General features: G+C 62.4%; 15 protein-coding genes. All 15 read right to left on the reverse strand.

Annotated features, from left to right (window positions below; translation table 11 throughout):
* Positions 1–2: 2 nt before the first annotated feature.
* Positions 3–1466, reverse strand: coding sequence for a type II secretion system ATPase GspE (gene gspE / locus NUH87_RS15165; protein ID WP_338526688.1), 1464 nt, complete (start codon positions 1464–1466; stop codon positions 3–5).
* A complete protein-coding gene (gene gspD / locus NUH87_RS15170; RefSeq protein WP_422393920.1) occupies positions 1463–3373 on the reverse strand; it encodes a type II secretion system secretin GspD in 1911 nt (636 codons plus the stop codon). The genes gspE and gspD overlap by 4 nt, the downstream gene beginning before the upstream one ends.
* Positions 3374–3913, reverse strand: coding sequence for a type II secretion system protein N (locus NUH87_RS15175; protein WP_338526689.1), 540 nt, complete (start codon positions 3911–3913; stop codon positions 3374–3376).
* Positions 3910–4497, reverse strand: coding sequence for a cytochrome b (locus tag NUH87_RS15180; protein WP_338526690.1), 588 nt, complete (start codon positions 4495–4497; stop codon positions 3910–3912). The genes NUH87_RS15175 and NUH87_RS15180 overlap by 4 nt, the downstream gene beginning before the upstream one ends.
* A 6-nt stretch (positions 4498–4503) precedes the next feature.
* Positions 4504–5964 carry an N-acetylglucosamine-binding protein GbpA gene (gbpA, locus tag NUH87_RS15185; protein ID WP_338526692.1) on the reverse strand — a complete coding sequence of 487 codons (1461 nt, stop codon included), beginning with the start codon at positions 5962–5964 and terminating at the stop codon, positions 4504–4506.
* 636 nt (positions 5965–6600) lie between these two features.
* Complete coding sequence (hemE, locus tag NUH87_RS15190) at positions 6601–7668, reverse strand: uroporphyrinogen decarboxylase (RefSeq protein ID WP_338526694.1); 1068 nt, start codon at positions 7666–7668, stop codon at positions 6601–6603.
* 114 nt (positions 7669–7782) lie between these two features.
* Positions 7783–9201 (reverse strand): FAD-dependent oxidoreductase, encoded by a 1419-nt coding sequence (locus NUH87_RS15195; RefSeq protein WP_338526695.1) that lies wholly within the window; start codon positions 9199–9201, stop codon positions 7783–7785.
* A 31-nt stretch (positions 9202–9232) separates the two neighbouring features.
* Positions 9233–13681, reverse strand: coding sequence for a glutamate synthase large subunit (gene gltB / locus NUH87_RS15200; protein WP_338526696.1), 4449 nt, complete (start codon positions 13679–13681; stop codon positions 9233–9235).
* A 350-nt stretch (positions 13682–14031) separates the two neighbouring features.
* Positions 14032–15651 (reverse strand): AAA family ATPase, encoded by a 1620-nt coding sequence (locus NUH87_RS15205; protein WP_338526698.1) that lies wholly within the window; start codon positions 15649–15651, stop codon positions 14032–14034.
* 10 nt (positions 15652–15661) lie between these two features.
* Positions 15662–16762 (reverse strand): 3-dehydroquinate synthase, encoded by a 1101-nt coding sequence (gene aroB, locus NUH87_RS15210; RefSeq protein ID WP_338526699.1) that lies wholly within the window; start codon positions 16760–16762, stop codon positions 15662–15664.
* Between the two features lie 149 nt (positions 16763–16911).
* Positions 16912–17430, reverse strand: coding sequence for a shikimate kinase AroK (gene aroK / locus NUH87_RS15215; RefSeq protein WP_040063672.1), 519 nt, complete (start codon positions 17428–17430; stop codon positions 16912–16914).
* Positions 17431–17434: 4 nt separating this feature from the next.
* On the reverse strand, positions 17435–19504 hold the full coding sequence (gene pilQ, locus NUH87_RS15220) for a type IV pilus secretin PilQ (protein ID WP_338526701.1): 2070 nt from the start codon (positions 19502–19504) through the stop codon (positions 17435–17437).
* An 11-nt stretch (positions 19505–19515) separates the two neighbouring features.
* On the reverse strand, positions 19516–20043 hold the full coding sequence (locus NUH87_RS15225) for a pilus assembly protein PilP (RefSeq protein ID WP_338526702.1): 528 nt from the start codon (positions 20041–20043) through the stop codon (positions 19516–19518).
* Positions 20040–20669: a type 4a pilus biogenesis protein PilO gene (gene pilO, locus NUH87_RS15230; protein WP_338526704.1), complete on the reverse strand. Its 630-nt coding sequence runs from the start codon at positions 20667–20669 to the stop codon at positions 20040–20042. The genes NUH87_RS15225 and pilO overlap by 4 nt, the downstream gene beginning before the upstream one ends.
* A complete protein-coding gene (locus tag NUH87_RS15235; protein WP_338526705.1) occupies positions 20666–21232 on the reverse strand; it encodes a PilN domain-containing protein in 567 nt (188 codons plus the stop codon). The genes pilO and NUH87_RS15235 overlap by 4 nt, the downstream gene beginning before the upstream one ends.
* Position 21233: the final 1 nt, after the last annotated feature.

A 21233-nucleotide genomic window follows, 5' to 3' on the forward strand; every position in this document is an offset into this window, starting at 1 on the left:
CCTCAGTCCTCCTGGGTGACGCGCAACAGTTCGTCGAGGCTGGTACGGCCTTCGAGAACCAGCCGCTGACCGTCCTGGAACAGGCTGCGCGATGCCATGCGGGCTTCACGAACCAGTTCGGGCTCACTGGCGCCGTTGTGGATAAGTTTCGCCAGGGCCGGGGTGATGCCGATCAGTTCGTAGAGCCCGATGCGACCGCGATAGCCTTGCTGGCAGTGTTCGCAGCCCGTGGCCCGGAACAGCCTCGGCGGTTTGCTCGGCTCGACGCCCAGGCGCTGGCAGGCGGCCGCGTCCGCCACATAGGCACTCTTGCACTCGCCGCACAGGGTGCGCACCAGGCGCTGGGCCAGCACCCCGACCAGGGATGACGCCAGCAGATAGGCATCCACGCCCATGTCCAGCAGCCGCGTGACCGCGCCCACCGCGCTGTTGGTGTGCAGGGTCGACAGCACCAGGTGTCCGGTCAGCGAAGCCTGCACGGCGATCTCGGCAGTTTCGCGGTCGCGGATCTCACCGACCATGACCACGTCCGGGTCCTGCCGCAGGATCGCCCGCAAGCCCCGGGCGAAGGTCATCTCGACCTTGGGATTGACCGGGGTCTGGCCGATGCCCGGCAGGTGGTACTCGATGGGATCTTCGACGGTGAGGATATTGCGGGTCTGGTCGTTGAGGCTGCTCAGTGCCGCATACAGGCTGGTGGTCTTGCCCGATCCGGTGGGACCGGTGACCAGGAAGATCCCGTGGGGTTTACCGAGAATGCGCTGGAAACGCTCCAGGGTATCTGCCGGCATGCCCAGGCGCTGCAGGTCCAGGCGGCCGGCCTGCTTGTCGAGCAGGCGCAGGACCACCCGTTCGCCGTGGGCCGAGGGCAAGGTGGAAACCCGCACGTCGACTTCGTGCCCGGCCAGCCGCAGGGCAATCCGTCCATCCTGGGGCACACGCTTCTCGGCGATGTCCAGCCGGGCCATGACCTTGATCCGCGACACCAGCAGGTTCGCCAGCTCGCGCCGCGGCTTGAGTACTTCACGCAATTGGCCGTCGATGCGCATGCGTACCGACAGGCTGTGCTCGAAGGTTTCCAGGTGCACATCCGAGGCTTTCTCGCGCACGGCCTCGCCAAGCAGCGCGTTGATCAGGCGGATGATCGGCGCGTCCCCCTCCTGCTCCAGCAGGTCGGCGGTCTGCGGCAGTTGATCGGCCAGGCTCATCAGGTCGAGTTCGTCGTCCAGGCCCTGGGCCACCTGCTGCGCCGCGCTATGGCCGTCGCTGTAGGTGGCGGCGAGGCGAGCGGCGAACAGCGGCTCGTCGAGCAGTTGCAACGGCAGTTCGCCAGCGATCAGACGGCGGGCCTCGGACACGGCGCTCAACGGAGTGTCGGCGCGGATCGACAGGCACGCCCCCTCGCCTTGCTGCTCCAGCAAGACCCCATGGCGGCGGGCAAACCCGAATGGCAGGCGCGGCTTCATGGCGCCCCGGCCTTCTGCCGTCGCAGGTCTATCGCCGGCTCGCTGTCATGACCATCGAACAACTCCCGGGCCTCGCGCGGCAACAGCAGTGAGTTGCTCTTCCCGGCGGCGGGCTGGCTGAGCTGGCGCAGGGCGTTGTAGCGGTTCTCGCTGACCGCGGAGATATCCTCCTTGGACCGGACGATGGTCGGACGCAGGAACACCATCAGGTTGGTTTTTTCGTGTTTCTCGCTGTTCCAGCGGAACAAGGCCCCCAGGTACGGGATGTCGCGCAGCAGTGGTACACCGCTTTCCTGGGTACGGACGCTGTCCTTGATCAGCCCGCCGATCACGATGATCTCGCCGTCGTCGGCCAGGATCGTGCTCTTCAGGGCGCGCTTGTTGGTGATCAGGTCATTGGTAATCTCCGCACTCTTGGTCAGCTCGGAGTTTTCCTGCTCGACCTGCAGGCGCAGGGTCGACCCCTCGTTGATATGCGGACGGATCTTCAGCTTGATCCCGATATCATGGCGCGTGACCGTGGTGAAGGGCTTGTCGTTACCCGTGCCGGACGTCTGGTAGGAACCGCTCTGGAACGGCACGTTCTGCCCCACCAGGATCTCCGCCTCCTGGTTGTCCAGGGTCAGCAGGCTGGGCGTGGACAGCACGTTGTTGTGGGTGTTGCTCGCCAAGGCGGACACCAGCATGCCGAAACGATCACTACCGACGCGCAATACGGCACCATCGGGCAGCTTGGCATCGGTTCCGTTGAACTTCGGCAGGGTAATACCGGCCCCGTCGAAGATGATGCCACCCTGGACACTGCCGGACGTGCTACCCCACTGCACACCCAGGGCCTCGTTGATATCCCCGGAGATCTCGACGATCGCCGCATGGATCAACACCTGCGAACGCGGCTGGTCGAGTTGCCGAACGATGTTTTCCAGGGTGCGGACCTGGCTCGGCTCGGCGATCAGCACCAGCGCGTTCTGGCTTTCGTCGGCCTTGACCACGGCCTTGGCGGAAGCGGCGTCGCGGCTGGCGGCAGCGCCGGCTTCCTGGCCGAGCCCCTGGCCCATGGCGTCGAGCACCTCGGCCAGCTGCTTGGCATCGCTGTGACGCAGGCGGATCACCCGGGCATTGTCGGTCACTGCCGCCGCCGGCGTGTCGAGGGAGCGGGCCAGGTCGCCCAGGCGCTTGCGCACGTCCTGGGTACCGATGATCACCAGGCGGTTGTTGCGCGAATCGGCGATGACCTGGCTCCCCGATTCGGCGCCTTGCCGGCCCAGGGATTGCTCCATCATCCGCGCCAACTCGTTCGCCAGCCCGTGACGCAACTGGATGACGTCATGGGCATTCTTCTGCCCCAGGTCCAGTTGCCGGACGATCTTCGCGATCCGTCGGACATTCGCCGCGCTATCGGTGATGACCAGGGCGTTGGCCGAGGCAGACGGGCCGACATAACCGTTGACCGAGACCAGCGGCCGCACCAACCCGGCTATATCGGCCGCGACGCTGCTGCCGAGCGCCACCACCTCCGTGACGAATTGGCCGGTCTGGGCACTGCTACTGTCGGCGCTACTGGCGCGGGTGCGGGCATCGGCCACGGGCGCGATGAGAATGCGGTCGCCTTCGTCGATCACCGTGAAGTTGTGGGCGTCGAGCACCGAATAGAACAGCCGGCGTACCCCCTCGCGGTCCAGGGCCTGTTCGGAGAGGACGGTAATCCGCCCTTGCACCCTGGGGTCGAGCACCACCGTGGTGCCAAGAATCGAGGACATTTCCCGCACCACATCGCGCAACTCGGCATCGTTCATCGCCAGTTGCCATTGCGGCTCATCGGCCAGTACACCCGAGGGCAGCATGAGGATGACGATCAGGCTCAAGAGCCTCAGGCAGCGCCGACCGGGTTCGAAGGATCTGTTCATTTACTCACTCTGACGCTTCGTGGCGGTCGGTCGAAGATAAAGGGAAGAAGCTGGGGCTGAGGCGCCAGGGGCGCTGCTCTTGATCGCCTGCAAGGTGGTACGGCCCGGCGACTCCAGCGACAACAGCTCCTCGCGGCCATTGCGCCAGAGCAGCACTCGGCCGATCTCGATCCGCCGCAGGACACTGCCACCCGGCAGGCTTTCCCCCACCCGGTAGATCCGCTGGCCCTCGGCCCCCGCCAGCAAGGCACGGGAGTCGCCCGCGCTGGAAACAAAGCTGGCCTGTAGCTTCAAGGGTTCGGCACTGCGGGCCAAAGTCCCCTGGGCCGCCAGCCCCATCACCGTGGCAACAGCGGCGTGATTGAGCGGCGCACGTTCGGCAGGCGCGGATCGGCTACTGGCCTGCTGCGTGGGTAACGTCGGCAATGCCTGACGGAAGCCCCGCTCGCCCCACAACGACAGCGCGGCATAACCCAGCGGCAATGCACATAACGCCAGGCCCAGGACACCCATTCGGTCCTTGAGGACTCGCGCACTCACCACAGCATCCGCCTGAGTATTCGATGACCGGAAACTTCATGACGGATAACTGCGCCAATATGCAAAACCACCAGGACCGCCAGAACAACGCAGGAAACATCGTGGATTTTTTTGAAAACAGCGACGATTCCGGCACTTTCAGCGGGTGCGGGTATCAAGAAAAGGCCAAATAGATTGATGGCTCGATCCATCATCATGACGCCGGTTGCCAATACGATGCCGGTCACCAGATAAATAACCTTATGCACCCAAAAAGCCGTCCACTGCGCAAGCGTTCGGTCAGTCTGCTTTCCCCGAAAAAAAGAAAGAAAAACCCTGACCACAAAAAATGGAATAAACGCTGCCGTGATTGAAACATTAAAAAAATCGACGGTTTCCTTGAGCACCAAGGAAGTGTCAAATAAAGCAACATAAAAGCCACTGATCAACGCCCATAAAATAATGGCGGCGGATAACCAGTGAAGAAAAATTTGTGCTTTAGAGTAAAACAATTGGCGCTCACCTAAAATCCGGCAATAACAACCACAAAAAAATAGCCGATAAACAGAATACGCCGGACTGCCCAGCAGTCCGGCGCTTGTCACGGGTTGTTACTTAGCGATCCAGGCATCCGACCAGTTCGGGCCGACACCGGGCACATAGTGGTGGCTGTTGATCTTGCACCAGCCTTCTGCGGGGAACGGCTTGCATTCGTAGACGTTACCGTCCTCGGACAAGACCTTGGTCCCGGACTGATAGCTTTCGATGCCCTGCGGATAGAGGAAGTCGTAATCCTGGCTGCCACCCTCACCGCCAAGCTCCACGGATGCAAGGTCCTGACGGGTGGTGCGACCGTCTTCAGTCACGCCGACCAGCTTGAGTTCATGGGTACCCGGCTCGCTGCTCACGTCCACGTTCAGCCAGGTGCTACCAGCCTCCACCAACTGCGTCATAACGCCTACCGGATTGTTGGCCGCATCGAAGACCGTGGCCTCGACCTTCATTTTCCGGTTCGTGAGCACCGGGAAAGGCATCGCCAAGCGTCCTTCCTTGAGTTCGAGATTGGTAGCGATGGCGGAAATCCGCATGCTCGCATCGACGTCTTCCTGCATCAGCACATCGAGCTCATAGCGATTCACACCGCTTTCAGCCTTGGCGAACAGCTTGTTCACGCCCTTGATCGGTTCGATGGCACCGTCTTCGCCACGGACACCGGCACGGACCAGCGTCTGGCTCCGGTTGATTTGCTCAGCCAGCTTGAACGACCAGTTCTCCGGCTTGCCGTCCTCGTTGTCGGCGATGGTGATTTCAGTACTGTACTCGGCACTTTCACCCTCGCCGGTCATGGCGCGGGCCTTGACCTTGTCACCGGCCAGCAGGGTCTGGGTCGGGGTGATGTTACCGACGGTTTTCCAGCCATCCGGTGCCTGTTCCTCGGCCACGATGTTGACATCGACCACGTTGTGGAACGCACTGCCGGTGTCATGCACGGTCCAAACGCCAAGGATCACGTGATTCCCGCTCTTGTCGGCGGGAATCTGGCACTCATGTTTCTCACGAGCCGGCCCTTCACTACCCTGAGGTTTGTCGATGGGCTGTCGACCGCCCGCATCCACAAAGCAGAACGGCGTCAGGTCGAACGAAGCACGTGTCAGCGGCTGGTTGGCGTTCCAGCCGTTTTGGGTAATGAAATACTCATACTTGGTTGCCGGGTGACTGGCCTTGTAGTACCAGTCAAAGTTGATCGTACGATCAGTGATTTCGGTCTTGTACCAGCGGCTGGCCGACTGCACATCCATGGCGGCAAACAGGGTTATTCCACCACTGGCAATCTTGCCATCAGCCACCCCGGTAGCCGGGAAGCCCTTGGCGGTTTCACCGACGCTGTGCGGCTCGTACTGCGCACCACCGCAATCCTTGTTCAAGCCCTTCTGGCAAGCAAAAGCCCGGGACGGCGGATCGTTCAGGTAACCGTGCGCGGCAACCTGCTGCGAGGCGACCAAGGTCGCGATCACCGCCAGGGAAGAGACACACCCCGACGCCTTGCCGAGTGCCGACATCTTTCTTTTCATTCGATTCAACTCCAGACTTATCCTATTTATTGGGTTGCAAGCCATCCCTCCAAGATGAACTGCCCCTTTTACTGCTTCCATCGGTGTTCAATCGATCCACGCAGCCATCCTGACCACAGAGATCAACCGTGAAAGTTCCGCGCCCTATCAATTTTTTTCAAAAGGGCACCCTCCCCTTCGAACAAAGGCCCGCACCTACCCAGGGTTATTTCCAAGGAATCTCGACAATCAGAAATGGAGGGGCCGAGTGCTCACTCCCACGACTTTCAACTTCAGAGCACGCATTGTACGAACTTGCATTTTTTTATATGTAGGAAAAATCTTGTGAAGACGCGCGACTGCTCTGCACTTCATTCATTCAGGCAAGCACCCGAATTTTTCCTATAATTTTGTAACTAAACACAACAATCTCTAAAGACCTCGAACAAATGTCTCCGTATTAACGTTCAGAAAAAGAATACTCCGACAGTCCATAAAGGAAGGCTTTACGGACGCGTCTATAACCCGGCAGTTATCCGGACGGCGAACCGAATATGTCGCGACCCATGAGCCAGTAGCATCAAGAAAAGGAAAAACGCGCAGGGCTAAACGCAAAAACCCCGCCGAGGCGGGGTCATTGAGGACGCGGGAGAGGAATCAGCGATGGTACTGCGCGGAAAACTCGTGCACGGCGTTGATAAACGCACCGGCATGTTCCGGGTCGACTTCCGGCGTGATGCCGTGGCCCAGGTTGAACACATGGCCGGAACCTTCGCCGTAACTGGCGAGAATCCGCGCCACTTCAGCCCGGATTGCCTCGGGCTTGGCATAGAGCACGGTGGGGTCCATGTTGCCCTGCAAGGCGACCTGGTGGCCGACACGACGACGGGCCTCGCCCAGGTCGCAGGTCCAGTCCAGGCCCAGGGCGTCGGCCCCGGCCTCGGCGATGCTTTCCAGCCACAGGCCACCGTTCTTGGTGAACAGGATCACCGGGACCTTGCGCCCTTCGTGCTCGCGGATCAGGCCGCTGACGATCTTGCGCATATAGGCCAGGGAGAACTCCTGGTAGGCCGCCGCCGACAGGTTGCCGCCCCAGGTGTCGAAGATCTGCACGGCCTGGGCACCGGCGCGGATCTGACCGTTGAGGTAGGACGTGACCGACTGCGCCAGCTTGTCCAGCAACAGGTGCAGCGCCTGGGGATTGTCGTAGAGCATGGCCTTGGTCTTGCGGAAATCTTTCGACGAGCCGCCCTCGACCATGTAGGTGGCCAGGGTCCAGGGGCTGCCGGAGAAGCCGATCAAGGGCACGCGGCCATTGAGTTCGCGGCGAATGGTGCTGACCGCGTCCATGACATAGCCCAGGTCCTTCTGCGGATCAGGGATCGGCAGGGCCTCGATATCGGCCAGGGTGCTGATGACTTTCTTGAAGCGCGGACCTTCACCCGTTTCGAAATACAGGCCCTGGCCCATGGCATCGGGGATGGTCAGGATGTCGGAGAACAGGATCGCGGCGTCGAGGCCCGGGTAGCGGTCCAGCGGCTGCAGGGTGACTTCGCAGGCGAACGACGGGTTCATGCACAGGCTCATGAAGTCGCCGGCCTTGGCGCGACTGGCGCGGTATTCCGGCAGGTAGCGGCCGGCCTGACGCATCATCCACACGGGAGTGACGTCTACGGGTTGCTTGAGCAGGGCGCGAAGGAAACGGTCGTTCTTCAGGGCAGTCATGTCGGCATCCGGAAAAAAAGTGCGGGCATTTTCTCAGAGCGCGACGCAAAAGGCACGGCGAGAGCCGTGCCTTTTGTCTATCGGGTCAATTTGTCGCGGTAATGTCGAGGCGAGTCAGACGCCGAGGTAGTCGAGGATCCCCTCGGCGGCATTACGCCCCTCGAAGATCGCCGTCACCACCAGGTCGGAACCGCGCACCATGTCGCCACCGGCAAAAATCTTCGGATTGCTGGTCTGGTGCTTGAACTGGCCCTGCTCCGGAGCCACCACACGGCCCTGGCTGTCGGTCTGGATGCTGAACTGCTCGAACCACGGCGCCGGGCTCGGACGGAAACCGAAGGCGATGACCACGGCGTCGGCCGGGATGATCTCCTCGGAGCCCGGGATCGGCTCGGGGCTGCGACGGCCGCGGGCATCCGGCTCGCCGAGACGGGTCTCGACCACCTTCACACCTTCGACCTTGTCTTCACCGACAATCGCGATCGGCTGGCGGTTGTAGAGGAATTTCACGCCCTCTTCCTTGGCGTTCTTCACCTCTTTGCGCGAGCCGGGCATGTTCGCCTCGTCACGCCGATAGGCACAGGTCACCGACTTGGCGCCCTGGCGGATCGAAGTGCGGTTGCAGTCCATCGCCGTGTCGCCACCACCGAGTACCACGACCTTCTTGCCCTTCATGTCGACGAAATCTTCCGGCGACTTTTCAAAGCCCAGGTTGCGGTTGACGTTGGCGATCAGGAAATCCAGGGCGTCATACACCCCCGGCAGGTCCTCGCCGGCAAAGCCGCCCTTCATGTAGGTGTAGGTGCCCATGCCCATGAACACGGCATCGTATTCGGCGAGCAGCTGCTCCATGCTCACGTCCTTGCCCACCTCGGTGTTGAGGCGGAACTCGATGCCCATGCCGCCGAAGACTTCACGCCGATTGCTCAGCACGGTCTTTTCCAGCTTGAACTCGGGGATACCGAAGGTCAGCAGGCCGCCGATTTCCGGGTTCTTGTCGAACACCACCGGGGTCACCCCGCCGCGCACCAGCACGTCGGCACAGCCCAGGCCCGCCGGACCCGCGCCGATGATCGCGACACGCTTGCCGGTCGGCTTGACCTTGGACATGTCCGGACGCCAGCCCATGGCGAACGCGGTGTCGGTGATGTACTTCTCCACCGAACCGATGGTCACCGCGCCGAAACCGTCGTTGAGGGTGCAGGCACCCTCGCACAGGCGGTCCTGCGGGCACACCCGGCCGCAGACTTCCGGCAGGGTGTTGGTCTGGTGGGACAGCTCGGCGGCGGCAAGGATATTGCCCTCGGCCACCAGCTTCAGCCAGTTGGGGATGAAGTTGTGGACTGGGCATTTCCATTCGCAGTACGGGTTACCGCAACCCAGGCAGCGATGGGCCTGGTCGGCCGACTGCTGGGGTTTGAAGGGTTCGTAGATCTCCACGAACTCTTTCTTGCGCTGACGCAACAGTTTCTTCTTCGGATCCTTGCGCCCGACATCGATGAACTGGAAGTCGTTACTCAGACGTTCAGCCATTACAAAAACCTCATCAAACTCTTCAGGCGCATCACTGCGGGTTGGCACGGGTGCTGGAAAGCAACGATTTCAAGCTGGCCGCCTTGGGCTTGACCAACCAGAACCGACGCAGATAGTCGTCCAGGTTCTCGGCGAGGTTACGACCCCACTCGCTGTCGGTCTCCTCGACGTACTCGTCCAGCACGCGTTGCAGGTGGCTGCGATAGGCTTCCATCGCTTCGCCGCTGATCCGCTGGATCTCCACCAACTCGTGGTTCACCTTGTCGACAAAGGTATTGTCCTGGTCCAGCACGTAGGCGAAACCGCCGGTCATGCCCGAACCGAAGTTGTACCCGGTCTTGCCCAGTACACAGACGAAACCGCCGGTCATGTACTCGCAGCAGTGATCGCCGGTGCCCTCCACCACGGTGTGGGCGCCGGAGTTACGCACGGCGAAACGCTCGCCCGCGGTGCCGGCGGCGAACAGCTTGCCGCCGGTGGCGCCGTACAGGCAGGTGTTGCCGATAATGGCACTGTCCTGGGTCTTGTAGGCGCTGCCCTTGGGCGGAACGATGACCAGCTTGCCGCCGGTCATGCCCTTGCCCACGTAGTCGTTGGCATCGCCTTCCAGGTACAGGTTCAGGCCACCGGCGTTCCAGACGCCGAAGCTCTGGCCGGCGGTGCCCTTGAAGCGGAAGGTGATCGGCGCTTTCGCCATGCCCTGGTTGCCGTGGACACGGGCGATTTCACCGGAGATCCGCGCGCCGATGGAGCGGTCGCAGTTGCAGATATCCAGGGCGAACTCCGCGCCACTGAGGTCGTTGATCGCCGGCCGGGCCATCTCGACCATCTTCTCGGCCAGCAGGCCCTGGTCGAATGGCGGGTTGCGGTCGACCTGGCAGAACTGCGGCTTGTCCGCCGGGATGTGATCGCTGCCCAACAGCGGCGTCAGGTCCAGGTGATTCTGCTTGGCGGTTTCGCCTTCGAGGACTTGCAGCAGGTCGGTACGCCCGATCAGTTCCTCGAGGCTGCGCACGCCGAGCTTGGCCAGCCACTCACGGGTTTCCTCGGCGACGTAGGTGAAGAAGTTCACCACCATGTCGACGGTCCCGATGTAGTGATCCTTGCGCAGCTTCTCGTTCTGGGTCGCGACGCCGGTGGCGCAGTTGTTCAGGTGGCAGATGCGCAGGTACTTGCAGCCCAGGGCGATCATCGGCGCGGTGCCGAAGCCGAAGCTCTCGGCGCCGAGGATGGCCGCCTTGATCACGTCGAGGCCGGTTTTCAGGCCGCCGTCGGTCTGCACCCGGACCTTGCCGCGTAGGTCGTTGCCGCGCAGGGTCTGGTGGGTTTCGGCCAGGCCGAGCTCCCACGGAGCACCGGCGTACTTGATCGAGGTCAGCGGTGATGCACCAGTGCCGCCGTCATAGCCGGAAATGGTGATCAGGTCGGCGTAGGCTTTCGCCACGCCGGCGGCGATGGTGCCGACCCCGGCTTCCGCCACCAGCTTCACCGAAACCAGCGCCTGTGGGTTGACCTGTTTCAGGTCGAAGATCAGCTGCGACAAGTCCTCAATAGAGTAGATGTCGTGGTGCGGCGGTGGCGAGATCAGGGTCACGCCCGGTACCGCATAGCGCAGCTTGGCGATCAGGCCGTTGACCTTGCCGCCGGGCAGCTGGCCGCCTTCGCCGGGCTTGGCGCCCTGGGCCACCTTGATCTGCAGCACTTCGGCGTTGACCAGGTATTCCGGCGTCACGCCGAAACGGCCGGTGGCCACCTGCTTGATTTTCGAGCTCTTGATGGTGCCGTAGCGGGCCGGATCTTCACCGCCTTCGCCGGAGTTGGAACGCGCGCCCAGGCGGTTCATGGCTTCGGCCAGGGCTTCGTGGGCTTCCGGCGACAAGGCGCCGAGGGAAATACCCGCCGAGTCGAAGCGCTTGAGGATCGACTCCAGCGGTTCGATTTCGCTGATCGCCAGCGGCGTGTCCAGGGTTTTCACCTGGAACAGGTCGCGGATCATCGACACCGGACGGTTGTCCACCAGCGCGGTGTATTCCTTGAACTTGGCGTAGTCGCCCTGCTGCACGGCGGCTTGCAGGGTGTTGACCACGTCCGGGTTGTAGGCGTGGTATTCGCCGCCGTAGACGAACTTCAGCAGGCCGCCCTGCTGGATCGGCTTGCGCGCGCTCCAGGCTTCGGTGGCCAGCAGTTTCTGTTCGGCTTCGAGGTCGACGAAACGCGCACCCTTGATCCGGCTCGGCACACCGCGGAAGCTCAGGTTGACCACTTCCTCGGACAGGCCGATGGCTTCGAACAGTTGCGCACCGCGATAGGAAGCGATGGTGGAAATCCCCATTTTCGAGAGGATCTTCAGCAGGCCCTTGGTGATGCCCTTGCGGTAGTTCTTGAAGACTTCGTACAGATCGCCCAGCACTTCGCCGGTACGGATCAGATCGCCCAGCACTTCATAGGCCAGGAACGGATAGACCGCCGACGCACCGAAACCGATCAGTACGGCAAAGTGGTGCGGGTCGCGAGCGGTCGCGGTTTCCACCAGGATGTTGCTGTCGCAGCGCAGGCCTTTCTCGGTCAGGCGGTGGTGCACCGCACCGGTCGCCAGGGACGCGTGCACCGGCAGCTTGCCCGGGGCGATATGGCGGTCGCTGAGGACGATCTGGGTCCGTCCGGCGCGCGCGGCTTCCTCGGCCTGGTCGGCGATGTTGCGCACCGCGGCTTCCAGCCCGACGCTCTCGTCATAGTTCAGGTCGATGACCTGGCGGGCGAAGCCCGGACGCTCGAGGTTCATCAGCGAGCGCCACTTGGCCGGGGAAATCACCGGCGAGCTGAGGATCACCCGCGAGGCGTGCTCCGGCGACTCTTCGAAGATGTTGCGCTCGGCACCGAGGCAGATCTCCAGCGACATGACGATGGCTTCACGCAGCGGGTCGATCGGTGGGTTGGTCACCTGGGCGAACTGCTGGCGGAAATAGTCGTACGGGGTGCGCACGCGCTGGGACAGGACCGCCATCGGCGTGTCGTCGCCCATGGAGCCGACCGCCTCGTAGCCCTGCTCGCCCAATGGGCGCAGCACCTGGTCGCGCTCCTCGAACGTGACCTGGTACATCTTCATGTACTGCTTGAGTTGCTCGACGTTGTAGAACGACGAACCGTGGTCGTTGTCTTCCATGGTCGCCTGGATGCGCAAGGCGTTCTTGCGCAGCCACTGCTTGTACGGGTGACGCGACTTCAGGCGGTTGTCGATGGCATCGGTGTCGAGGATCTGGCCGGTTTCGGTGTCCACGGCAAAGATCTGCCCAGGACCGACCCGGCCCTTGGCGATGACATCTTCCGGCTGGTAGTTCCACACGCCGATTTCCGACGCCAGGGTGATATAGCCGTTCTTGGTGGTCACCCAACGGGCCGGACGCAGGCCGTTGCGGTCGAGCAGGCAGACCGCGTGGCGACCTTCGGTCATCACCACGCCCGCCGGGCCGTCCCACGGCTCCATGTGCATGGAGTTGTATTCGTAGAACGCACGCAGGTCGGCGTCCATGGTGTCGACGTTCTGCCATGCCGGCGGAATCAGCATGCGCACGCCACGGAACAGGTCGATGCCGCCGGTCACCATCAGTTCGAGCATGTTGTCCATGCTCGAGGAGTCGGAACCGACACGGTTGACCAGCGGGCCCAACTCGTCGAGATCGGGGATCAGGTCGTTGGCGAACTTGGTGCGCCGGGCCTGGGCCCAGTTGCGGTTGCCGGTGATGGTGTTGATCTCGCCGTTGTGCGCCAGGAAGCGGAACGGCTGCGCCAACGGCCATTTCGGCAGGGTGTTGGTGGAGAAGCGCTGGTGGAACACGCAGATCGCGGTTTTCAGGCTCGGGTCGCTGAGGTCCGGATAGAAGGCGGTCAGGTCCGCCGGCATCATCAGGCCTTTGTAGATGATGGTCTTGTGGGAAAAGCTGCAGATGTAGTGATCGGTGTCGGCGGCATTGGCCACCGACGAGCGACGACGGGCACTGAACAGCTTGATGGCGAAGGCCTGGTCACTCAGGCCTTCGCCGCCGATGAACACCTGCTCGATCTGCGGCAGGCGCTCCAGGGCCAGGCGGCCGAGGACGCTGGTATCGATCGGCACCTTGCGCCAGCCCACCAGTTGCAGGCCGGCGGCGAGGATTTCGCGATTCATGTGTTCGCGGGCGGCTTCGGCTTTGACCGGGTCCTGGTTGAAGAACACCATGCCCACCGCATATTGCTTGGGCAGATCGCTACCGAATGTCGCTTTGGCGACAGTACGCAGGAACTGGTCCGGCTTCTGGATCAGAAGACCGCAACCGTCGCCGGTCTTGCCGTCGGCGTTGATCCCACCGCGGTGGGTCATGCAGGTCAGGGCCTCAATGGCCGTCTGCAACAGGTGATGACTGGGTTCGCCCTGCATATGGGCAATCAGGCCGAAACCACAGTTATCCTTGAATTCATCTGGTTGGTACAGACCTGCTTTCATAGACACTTTCTCACCAGGCTGCCTCTTTTTCGAGGCAAATTTCTTTTCAATTCAACCACTTACCATCCACGCCGAACGTACGCCGGCTTTGCAGGGGCAAAAGGGAGGTCATTGTACACACCGACATAGACGCCCCACAAATTTAACGACGAAATGTCGAAAATTCATGTCGCATTTATGAAAGGTTTAAAGCGATATCTCGTGCTAGTCAAAATATTTTTGAATGTTGACCGTGACGACTCAAAACCACTCTAACGCAGACACCACAAGGCACGCGGCTTTGGAAGCAGCATGCCGTTGCGGAAATTTTGAGGTGCCGGGAGGGCGGCCTGGATAAGGCCGCCGATTCTTCAGCGAGTTGTAGCGAGGTCCTGTTGGACGCTGGCGACAGTACGAGGCCAAGGTTTACCAGCCTGAACCTTCGCTGGCAAGGCCTTGATGGCGTTGATGGCGGCATCGCGGTTGGAGAAGCTGCCGTAGGTGATCACGTAAAGCGGCTTGCCGTTGAGCACTTTCTTGAAGTAACGGTACTCGCCGCCCTGCTCCTTGACGAAATTCTGCGCGGTGGTCTCGGAGCTGGTGCCGAGGATCTGCACCACGTAGTTGCCCGGCGCCTGGCCGCTGTACCAGCTGTGACCGGTCGCGGTCGCGACGGCCTTGGCCGGCGCCGCCGGTTTCTCAACGGCCTTCTCGACGACCTTCTCCGGCGCCTTGGCGACCGGCTTGGGCACCGGAACCGGGGTCTGGGCCGGTTTGGCAGCGGCCACCGGGGCGGGTGCCGGCTTGGGCACCGGAGTCGGCGTCGGGGTCGGTGTAGGGCCCGCTGGCACGCCGACAGGCGGCGCAATGGTGGTGACGGTCGGTGGCTTGGCCGGACCACCATCAACCGGCGGCGCAACGCCATCATCGCCTTCGAGGCCGCCACTGCCGCCAGCCGCTTCGGCCAGCGGACCGCGCATCACCGGCTGCGACTGACCGACCAACGGTAGCGGCATCGGTTGCGAATTACCGGCGAATTCCACCGTCGGGTTACCCGAGGCGTTCGGCTTCGGTGCCTGCCCCAATGGCAATTGGGCCTGCTCGCTGGCGGTTGTGCCGGCAGTCGACGGCGCCTTGTTGCGCCCCGGAATCACCCAGGCCGCGGCGACGGCGACCACTACCACGGCGGACAACGCCAATACCTGCTTCTTAGGCATCTTGAACCCCATACTTGGACGCTTCACCGCGGAGCGGCTGGCGATCATGGCTTCGATCATGGCGTCACGGGCGACCTGGTTGATGTTGCCAGGCCAACCCTCGGCGCCTTCGTGAATCTCAGTGATCTGCTCAGCGGAAAAAAGTTCGATTCCCTGACCTGCGCCATCAAGACGCTGCGCCAGGTATTCACGTGTTTCTTCTTCGGTGTAGGGCTGCAGTTCGATCACATGGAAGCGTTCTTCCTCCGCGCCATGCTGCTCCAGCGCCGCGATCAGCGACGATTCGCCGAACAGGAACACATGGGGACGACCTTCCGGAGCGCCGGCCGCCAGGGCCAGCAGGGCCTCGATGGCGGAGTCGTCGAGCGACTCGGCATCGTCCACCAGCAGGTAGACCTCCTGGCCGGTCAGCGCCAGTTGCACCACCTGGTTGAGGATCTCGCGGATATCGGCCTGGGCGACATTCAGCGCCTGGGCGATCTGCCGTAGCACACCCGCCGCGTCGCCGGCGCCGCGCGCGGAGACCACCACGCTTTGCACCGACTGCTTGTTGGTGCTCGCCACCAGCGCCTGGCGCAGCAGCGTCTTGCCACTGCCCTGCGGACCGGTGACCACCAGCAGCAACTGGCTGTAACGGGCCAGGTGGTGCAATTGCCCGAGCACCGGCTTGCGCTGGGCGGGGAAGAACTTGAAGCCAGGCACCCGGGGAGCGAAAGGGTCGTGACTTAACTGGTAATGGCCGAGGAAAGCCTCGTCGGCATGCAAACTGGTCATCGGAATCCTATCAACCTTTAAGCTGAGCCAGAGCGCGGTAGTCCGCCCCCAGCGTGGCCTGTAGAACTTCTTTCGGATAATCGTCGGTCACCACGGCTTCGCCCATTCGGCGCAACAGCACCAGGCGCAGGCGACCGTCGATCACTTTCTTGTCAATTGCCATGTGTTCGAGAAAATCGGCTTCGGTCATTTCCTCCGGCGGAATGACCGGCAAGCCGGCACGCTGGAACAGACGAATACCGCGATCACGCTCCTGGGCACTGATCCAGCCCAGGCGCGTGGACATTTCCAGCGCCATCACGGTTCCCGCCGCCACGGCTTCGCCGTGCAGCCAGACACCATAGCCCATGTGGGTTTCGATGGCGTGGCCAAAGGTGTGCCCGAGGTTGAGCGTGGCCCGCACGCCGGACTCGCGCTCATCGGCACCGACAACGGCGGCCTTGGCCGCGCAGGAGCGCTCGATGGCGACGGTCAGGGCGCCCTGGTCCAGGGCGCGCAACTGGTCGACATGGGCTTCGAGCCAGGTCAGGAAGGGTTCGTCGCAGATCAGGCCGTACTTGATCACTTCCGCCAGACCCGCCGACAGCTCGCGGGCCGGCAGCGTGTTCAGGGTCGTGGTATCGATCAGCACCACATTGGGCTGGTAGAAGGCGCCGATCATGTTCTTGCCCAGCGGATGGTTGATCCCGGTCTTGCCGCCCACCGACGAGTCGACCTGGGACAACAGGGTGGTCGGCACCTGGATGAAGTCCACGCCGCGCTGGTAGCAGGCCGCCGCAAAGCCGGCCATGTCGCCGATCACCCCGCCGCCCAGGGCGATCACGGTGGTGCGGCGGTCATGGCGGGCCGTCAGCAGGCCGTCGAAAATCTGTTGCAGGGTCTCCCAGGTCTTGAAGGCCTCGCCGTCGGGCAACACCACCGAGATCACGGAATAGGCCGACAGACTGCGGGTCAGGCGCTCGAGGTAGAGCGGAGCGACGGTTGCATTGGAGATAATGGCAACCTGCCGACCGGCAATGTGCGGCGTCAGCAGCCCGGGCTGGTCCAGCAGTCCTTCGCCAATGTGAATCGGGTAGCTACGCTCGCCAAGATCGACCTTAAGTGTCTGCATGTGTCCCCACAGTGAAGATGGACGCGCCCGTCCAGTCTCAGGATTAACGATTGTCGGCGGCGCCTGGTGTGGACGCGGCCCGATGGCTTTGAGCCATGAACGACCCCGAGCATGGCGGTGGTCGAGAATAGCGCATTTCCTCCCACGCTTTAACGGGGAGGCAGCTGCTGCAAGCGTTCAAGGATGTCCAGCACCACCATGCGCGGCGGTCGCTCATCGGTTTCTATCACCAGATCGGCGATTTCCCGATACAGCGGATCACGGATCGCCAGCAGGTCACGAAGGGTCTTGGCCGGGTCGGCAGTACGCAGCAACGGTCGGTTGCGATCACGCGCCGTGCGCCCCACCTGCTGCTCCACCGAAGCATGCAGGTAGACCACCCGGCCACCGGCGTGCAGGGCCTGGCGGTTTTCGTCGCGCATGACCGCGCCGCCGCCGGTGGCCAGCACCACGCCGTCAGACGCGCACAGCTCGGCAATCATCGCCTGTTCGCGGTCGCGAAACCCCGGTTCGCCTTCCTTGTCGAAGATCCACGGGATATTCGCGCCGGTACGCAGTTCAATTTCCTTGTCGGAATCTTTGAAAGGCAGGCGCAGCTCTTTGGCCAGCAAACGGCCTATGGTGCTCTTTCCAGCCCCCATAGGCCCTACAAGAATCAAATTTCGCACAGAATCAACGACTCACAGCAATCGCCTGGTTATTCATGATACGCGGAGTCAGGAATACCAGCAGCTCGGATTTTGCTTCCGAGACAATGTCTCGACGGAAAAGACGGCCAACATACGGCACATCGCCGAGAAATGGCACCTTCTCTTCGGTTTTGCTCTGGGTATTGGAGAACACGCCGCCAATCACCACGGTTTCGCCGTCGTTGACCAGGACCTTGGCGTTGACCTGGTTCTTCTTGATCGGCGGCACGTTGTTCAGCACGTTCTGGTAGTCCGGCTCATCCTTGGTCACCTTCACTTCCATGATGATCCGGTTGTCCGGGGTGATCTGCGGGGTCACTTCCAGGGACAACGAGGCTTCCTTGAAGGCCACCGAGGTCGCGCCGCTGGAACTGGATTCCTGGTACGGAATCTCGGTGCCCTTGAGGATCTTGGCGGTTTCCTTATCGGAAGTGACCACCTTGGGCTGGGAAACCACTTCGCCGTTACCGGTTTTTTCCATGGCACTGAGCTCCAGGTCCAGGGTCGTGTTGTTGGTCACGAAGCCGATGCCGATCCCGGAGGTAGCGGTGGTCGCCCCGAGGTCGACGAACGGCGTGCTGCTGCTCTGGCCGGTCAGCTTGGAGAGGGTCGGCGAGCCACCCGAGGTATTCCAGTTGCCGCCGCTGATCTTGCCGCCCCAGCGGGCGCCGAGCTGCTTGTCATAGCCGACGTTGGCTTCGACGATACGCGCCTCGATCATCACCTGGCGTACCGGAATGTCCAGCTGGGCAACGATGCGCCGCAGCTCGTCGAGACGATCCTGGGTCTGGTAGGCGATGATGTTGTTGGTGCGCTCATCCACGGTGATCGAGCCACGCTCGTCGGCCTTGGATTCGGCGCTGGTCACCGACTGGAACAACTTGGCGATATCCGCCGCTTTCGCGTAGTTGACCTGCAACAGCTCACGGCGCAACGGGGCGAGCTCGGCGATCTGCTTCTGAGACTCCAGTTCCTGGCGCTCGCGGGCGGCGATCTCGTCCGCCGGGGCCACCAGCAGCACGTTGCCGATCTTGCGCTTGTCCAGGCCCTTGGTTTTCAGCACCAGGTCCAGCGCCTGGTCCCAGGGCACATTCTGCAGGCGCAGGGTGATGCCGCCCTGCACCGTGTCACTGGCCACCAGGTTGAGGTTGGTGAAGTCGGCGATCAGTTGCAGCACCGAACGCACGTCGATGTCCTGGAAGTTCAGCGAGAGCTTTTCGCCGCTGTAGACGAAACGCTCGGTGTTACGCCGCTGCACATCGTCGGCGGTGAGCGGGCGCACGCTGATGGTCAGCTTGTTGTCGGTCTGGTACGTCGAGTAATCGAAGGCACCGCTGGGTTCGATGGAAATGCTCGCCTTGTCGGCGGCGGCACTGGCGTTGACGAACTGCACCGGCGTGGCGAAGTCCTTCACGTCCAGGCGAACCCGCAGCGGATCGGGCAGTTGGGTCTTGGCGAAGTCCACGCTGATCTTGCCGCCACGTTCCTGGATATCCGGGCTGATGGACGGATCGGACAGCTCGATGATCACATTGCCCTCACCCTGCTCGCCACGCTGGAAGTCGACATTACGGATCGCCCGGCCCACCGCCGCATAGGGTCTGGGCGCCGTCCGCGCCGGCAGCGCCACCGCCGCCGCGGGCCTTGGCACGCTGGCTGCTGCCGGGGCACCCGTACCCTGCCCCACCACCACGAACAGGTTGCTGCCTTCGATACGCGTGCTATAGGGCGCAGGCTTGGTCAGGTTGATGATCAGCCGCGTGCGGTCCTTGGCCTCGACCACGGTGACGCTGCGCGCATTGCCCACCCCCAGGTCGCGGGTCTTGTTGGCCAACTGGCTGGAGACACCGGCCAGGTCCAGGGCGATACGCGCTGGCTGGTCGGTGGTGTAGCCGTGGGGCGCGCTGGGCGGGCTGTCGAAGCCCAGCTTCAGCTCCACCCGATCCCCGGGCAACGCCGCCACATCCAGGGTTTTCAGGTTGGCCGCCAACACCATCGGCGATACCAGCGCTATCCATAGCGAAATGCCGAGGGATGAGATGATCCTGTTCATATCGAATTCCACTATGAGTGCTCTTTCAAAGGGATGGTGCGCGGTCGTTCCAGCCAGGCGCCTTCGCCATCCGGAACGATCTCGATCACCTCGACCTGGGAGTCGGTGATGGCCACGATACGGCCATCATTGCGTCCCAGGTAGTCGCCCACTTTCAATCGATGAACACCACCGGCCCCACGCAACAAGGCAAAGGTGCCGCTGGCATTGGATAGCGTGCCGACCATCTCGAACTGCTCGATGTTGAAGCCCTCGAGGAACTGCTTGGTCCGATTCGGATCAGGCTTGACCTCGTGGGAGCCTTTCTGGCGATTGACCAGGTCGATCTTCATCGGCGGCTGGAACGGGCTGCGCAGCGCGGCGGCACTGTAGGTGAACGTCTCGTAGGCGCGAAACTTCGGCGTCGGCTCGATACTGCCCGCCGGACGCGCCCGCACCTCTTTCATATACGCATCCAGGTCGTTGAAGTCGTTGCCGTTGCCGCAACCACCCAGCATCAGCGCCAGCAGGGCCACACAGATCGCTTGCAAGCGGCTCATTTCTGCAGCCCCTTGTCGTTGTAGCGATAGGTCTTGGCCAGAATGCTCATGCGCAACTTGTTGCCGCCGGACGGGGACGGGGTAATCGGCTTGATCTCGAAATCATGCAGGGTCACGATCCGTGGCAGGGCGGCCACGCCACTGACGAAGGTGGCCAGGTCGTGATAGGCACCGGTCACGGTGATCTGGATCGGCAACTCGATATAGAACTGCTGCGTGACTTCGGGCAAGAGCTTGATCTCCTCGAACTCCAGCCCGCTGCCCAAGCCTGTGCGCGTGATGTCTTCCAGCAGTCCCGGCACTTCAGTGTCGCTCGGCAACTGCTTGAGCAAGGCGCCGAACGAGTCCTCCATCTCCTGCATCTGCCGGGTATAGGCTTCGAGGTTGGCGGCCAGGTGCGCCTTGGTGGCGAACTGCTCCTTGAGGGTCACTTCCACCCCGCGCTGCTGATCCAGTTGATCGGTCAGGTCCTTGATATAGAAGTTGTACCCCAGGGCCAGGACCAGGATCGCGGTCAGTACGCCGCTCGCCACCTTGACCACCACCGGCCAGGAGCCGATGTTCTGCATGTCGAGGTCGGCAAGGTCGATCTTGCGCAGGCTTTCCATCCAGGTGGAAACATTCATTTGGCCGCCCCCTCAGACTTCGGCTGGGTCTGGCGCACGCTCAACTGGAACGTATTGGCCTGGTCCACCGCGCCGGCGGTGGTCGCCTTGACCTCGGTCAACGTGGGGCCGGTAAGCCAATCGGAGGCTTCGAGATTGCGCATCAGATCCGAAACCCGGTTGTTGGACTCGGCCGCACCGCTGATCGCGATGGTCTTGTCAGTCATCTTCACATCGGTGAAATACACGCCGTCCGGCAGGGTCCGGACCAGTTGATCGAAGATCCGCCCACTGATGGAGCGGTTGCCCTGCAGGTCCTGGATGATCTTCATGCGCTCGATCAGTTGCTGGCGACGCGCCTTGAGTTCGCTGATCTGCTTGATCCGACTGTCGAGCTGGGCGATTTCCTTGTTCAGGTAGGCATTGCGGGCGACCTGCCGGTCGACGGCGCCGCTGAAGTAGCGGTCCGTCAGCAGGACCACGCCGACCGCCACCACCAGCACGCCGACCAGGGCCGTCAGGAAACGCTTGCGACGCTCTTCGCGCAGCTGTTCGCGCCAGGGCAGAAGGTTGATGCGCGCCATA

It is taken from the genome of Pseudomonas batumici (genome assembly GCF_036585405.1).
Classification (GTDB): Bacteria; Pseudomonadota; Gammaproteobacteria; order Pseudomonadales; family Pseudomonadaceae; genus Aquipseudomonas; species Aquipseudomonas batumici.

Bases quoted from the DNA above. Each gene is read 5' to 3' on its own strand.
- gspE (WP_338526688.1), bottom strand. From the start codon at position 1,466: ATGAAGCCGCGCCTGCCATTCGGGTTTGCCCGCCGCCATGGGGTCTTG.
- gspD (WP_422393920.1), bottom strand. From the start codon at position 3,373: ATGAACAGATCCTTCGAACCCGGTCGGCGCTGCCTGAGGCTCTTGAGC.
- gbpA (WP_338526692.1), bottom strand. From the start codon at position 5,964: ATGAAAAGAAAGATGTCGGCACTCGGCAAGGCGTCGGGGTGTGTCTCT.
- hemE (WP_338526694.1), bottom strand. From the start codon at position 7,668: ATGACTGCCCTGAAGAACGACCGTTTCCTTCGCGCCCTGCTCAAGCAA.
- NUH87_RS15195 (WP_338526695.1), bottom strand. From the start codon at position 9,201: ATGGCTGAACGTCTGAGTAACGACTTCCAGTTCATCGATGTCGGGCGC.
- gltB (WP_338526696.1), bottom strand. From the start codon at position 13,681: ATGAAAGCAGGTCTGTACCAACCAGATGAATTCAAGGATAACTGTGGT.
- NUH87_RS15205 (WP_338526698.1), bottom strand. From the start codon at position 15,651: ATGACCAGTTTGCATGCCGACGAGGCTTTCCTCGGCCATTACCAGTTA.
- aroB (WP_338526699.1), bottom strand. From the start codon at position 16,762: ATGCAGACACTTAAGGTCGATCTTGGCGAGCGTAGCTACCCGATTCAC.
- pilQ (WP_338526701.1), bottom strand. From the start codon at position 19,504: ATGAACAGGATCATCTCATCCCTCGGCATTTCGCTATGGATAGCGCTG.
- NUH87_RS15225 (WP_338526702.1), bottom strand. From the start codon at position 20,043: ATGAGCCGCTTGCAAGCGATCTGTGTGGCCCTGCTGGCGCTGATGCTG.
- pilO (WP_338526704.1), bottom strand. From the start codon at position 20,669: ATGAATGTTTCCACCTGGATGGAAAGCCTGCGCAAGATCGACCTTGCC.
- NUH87_RS15235 (WP_338526705.1), bottom strand. From the start codon at position 21,232: ATGGCGCGCATCAACCTTCTGCCCTGGCGCGAACAGCTGCGCGAAGAG.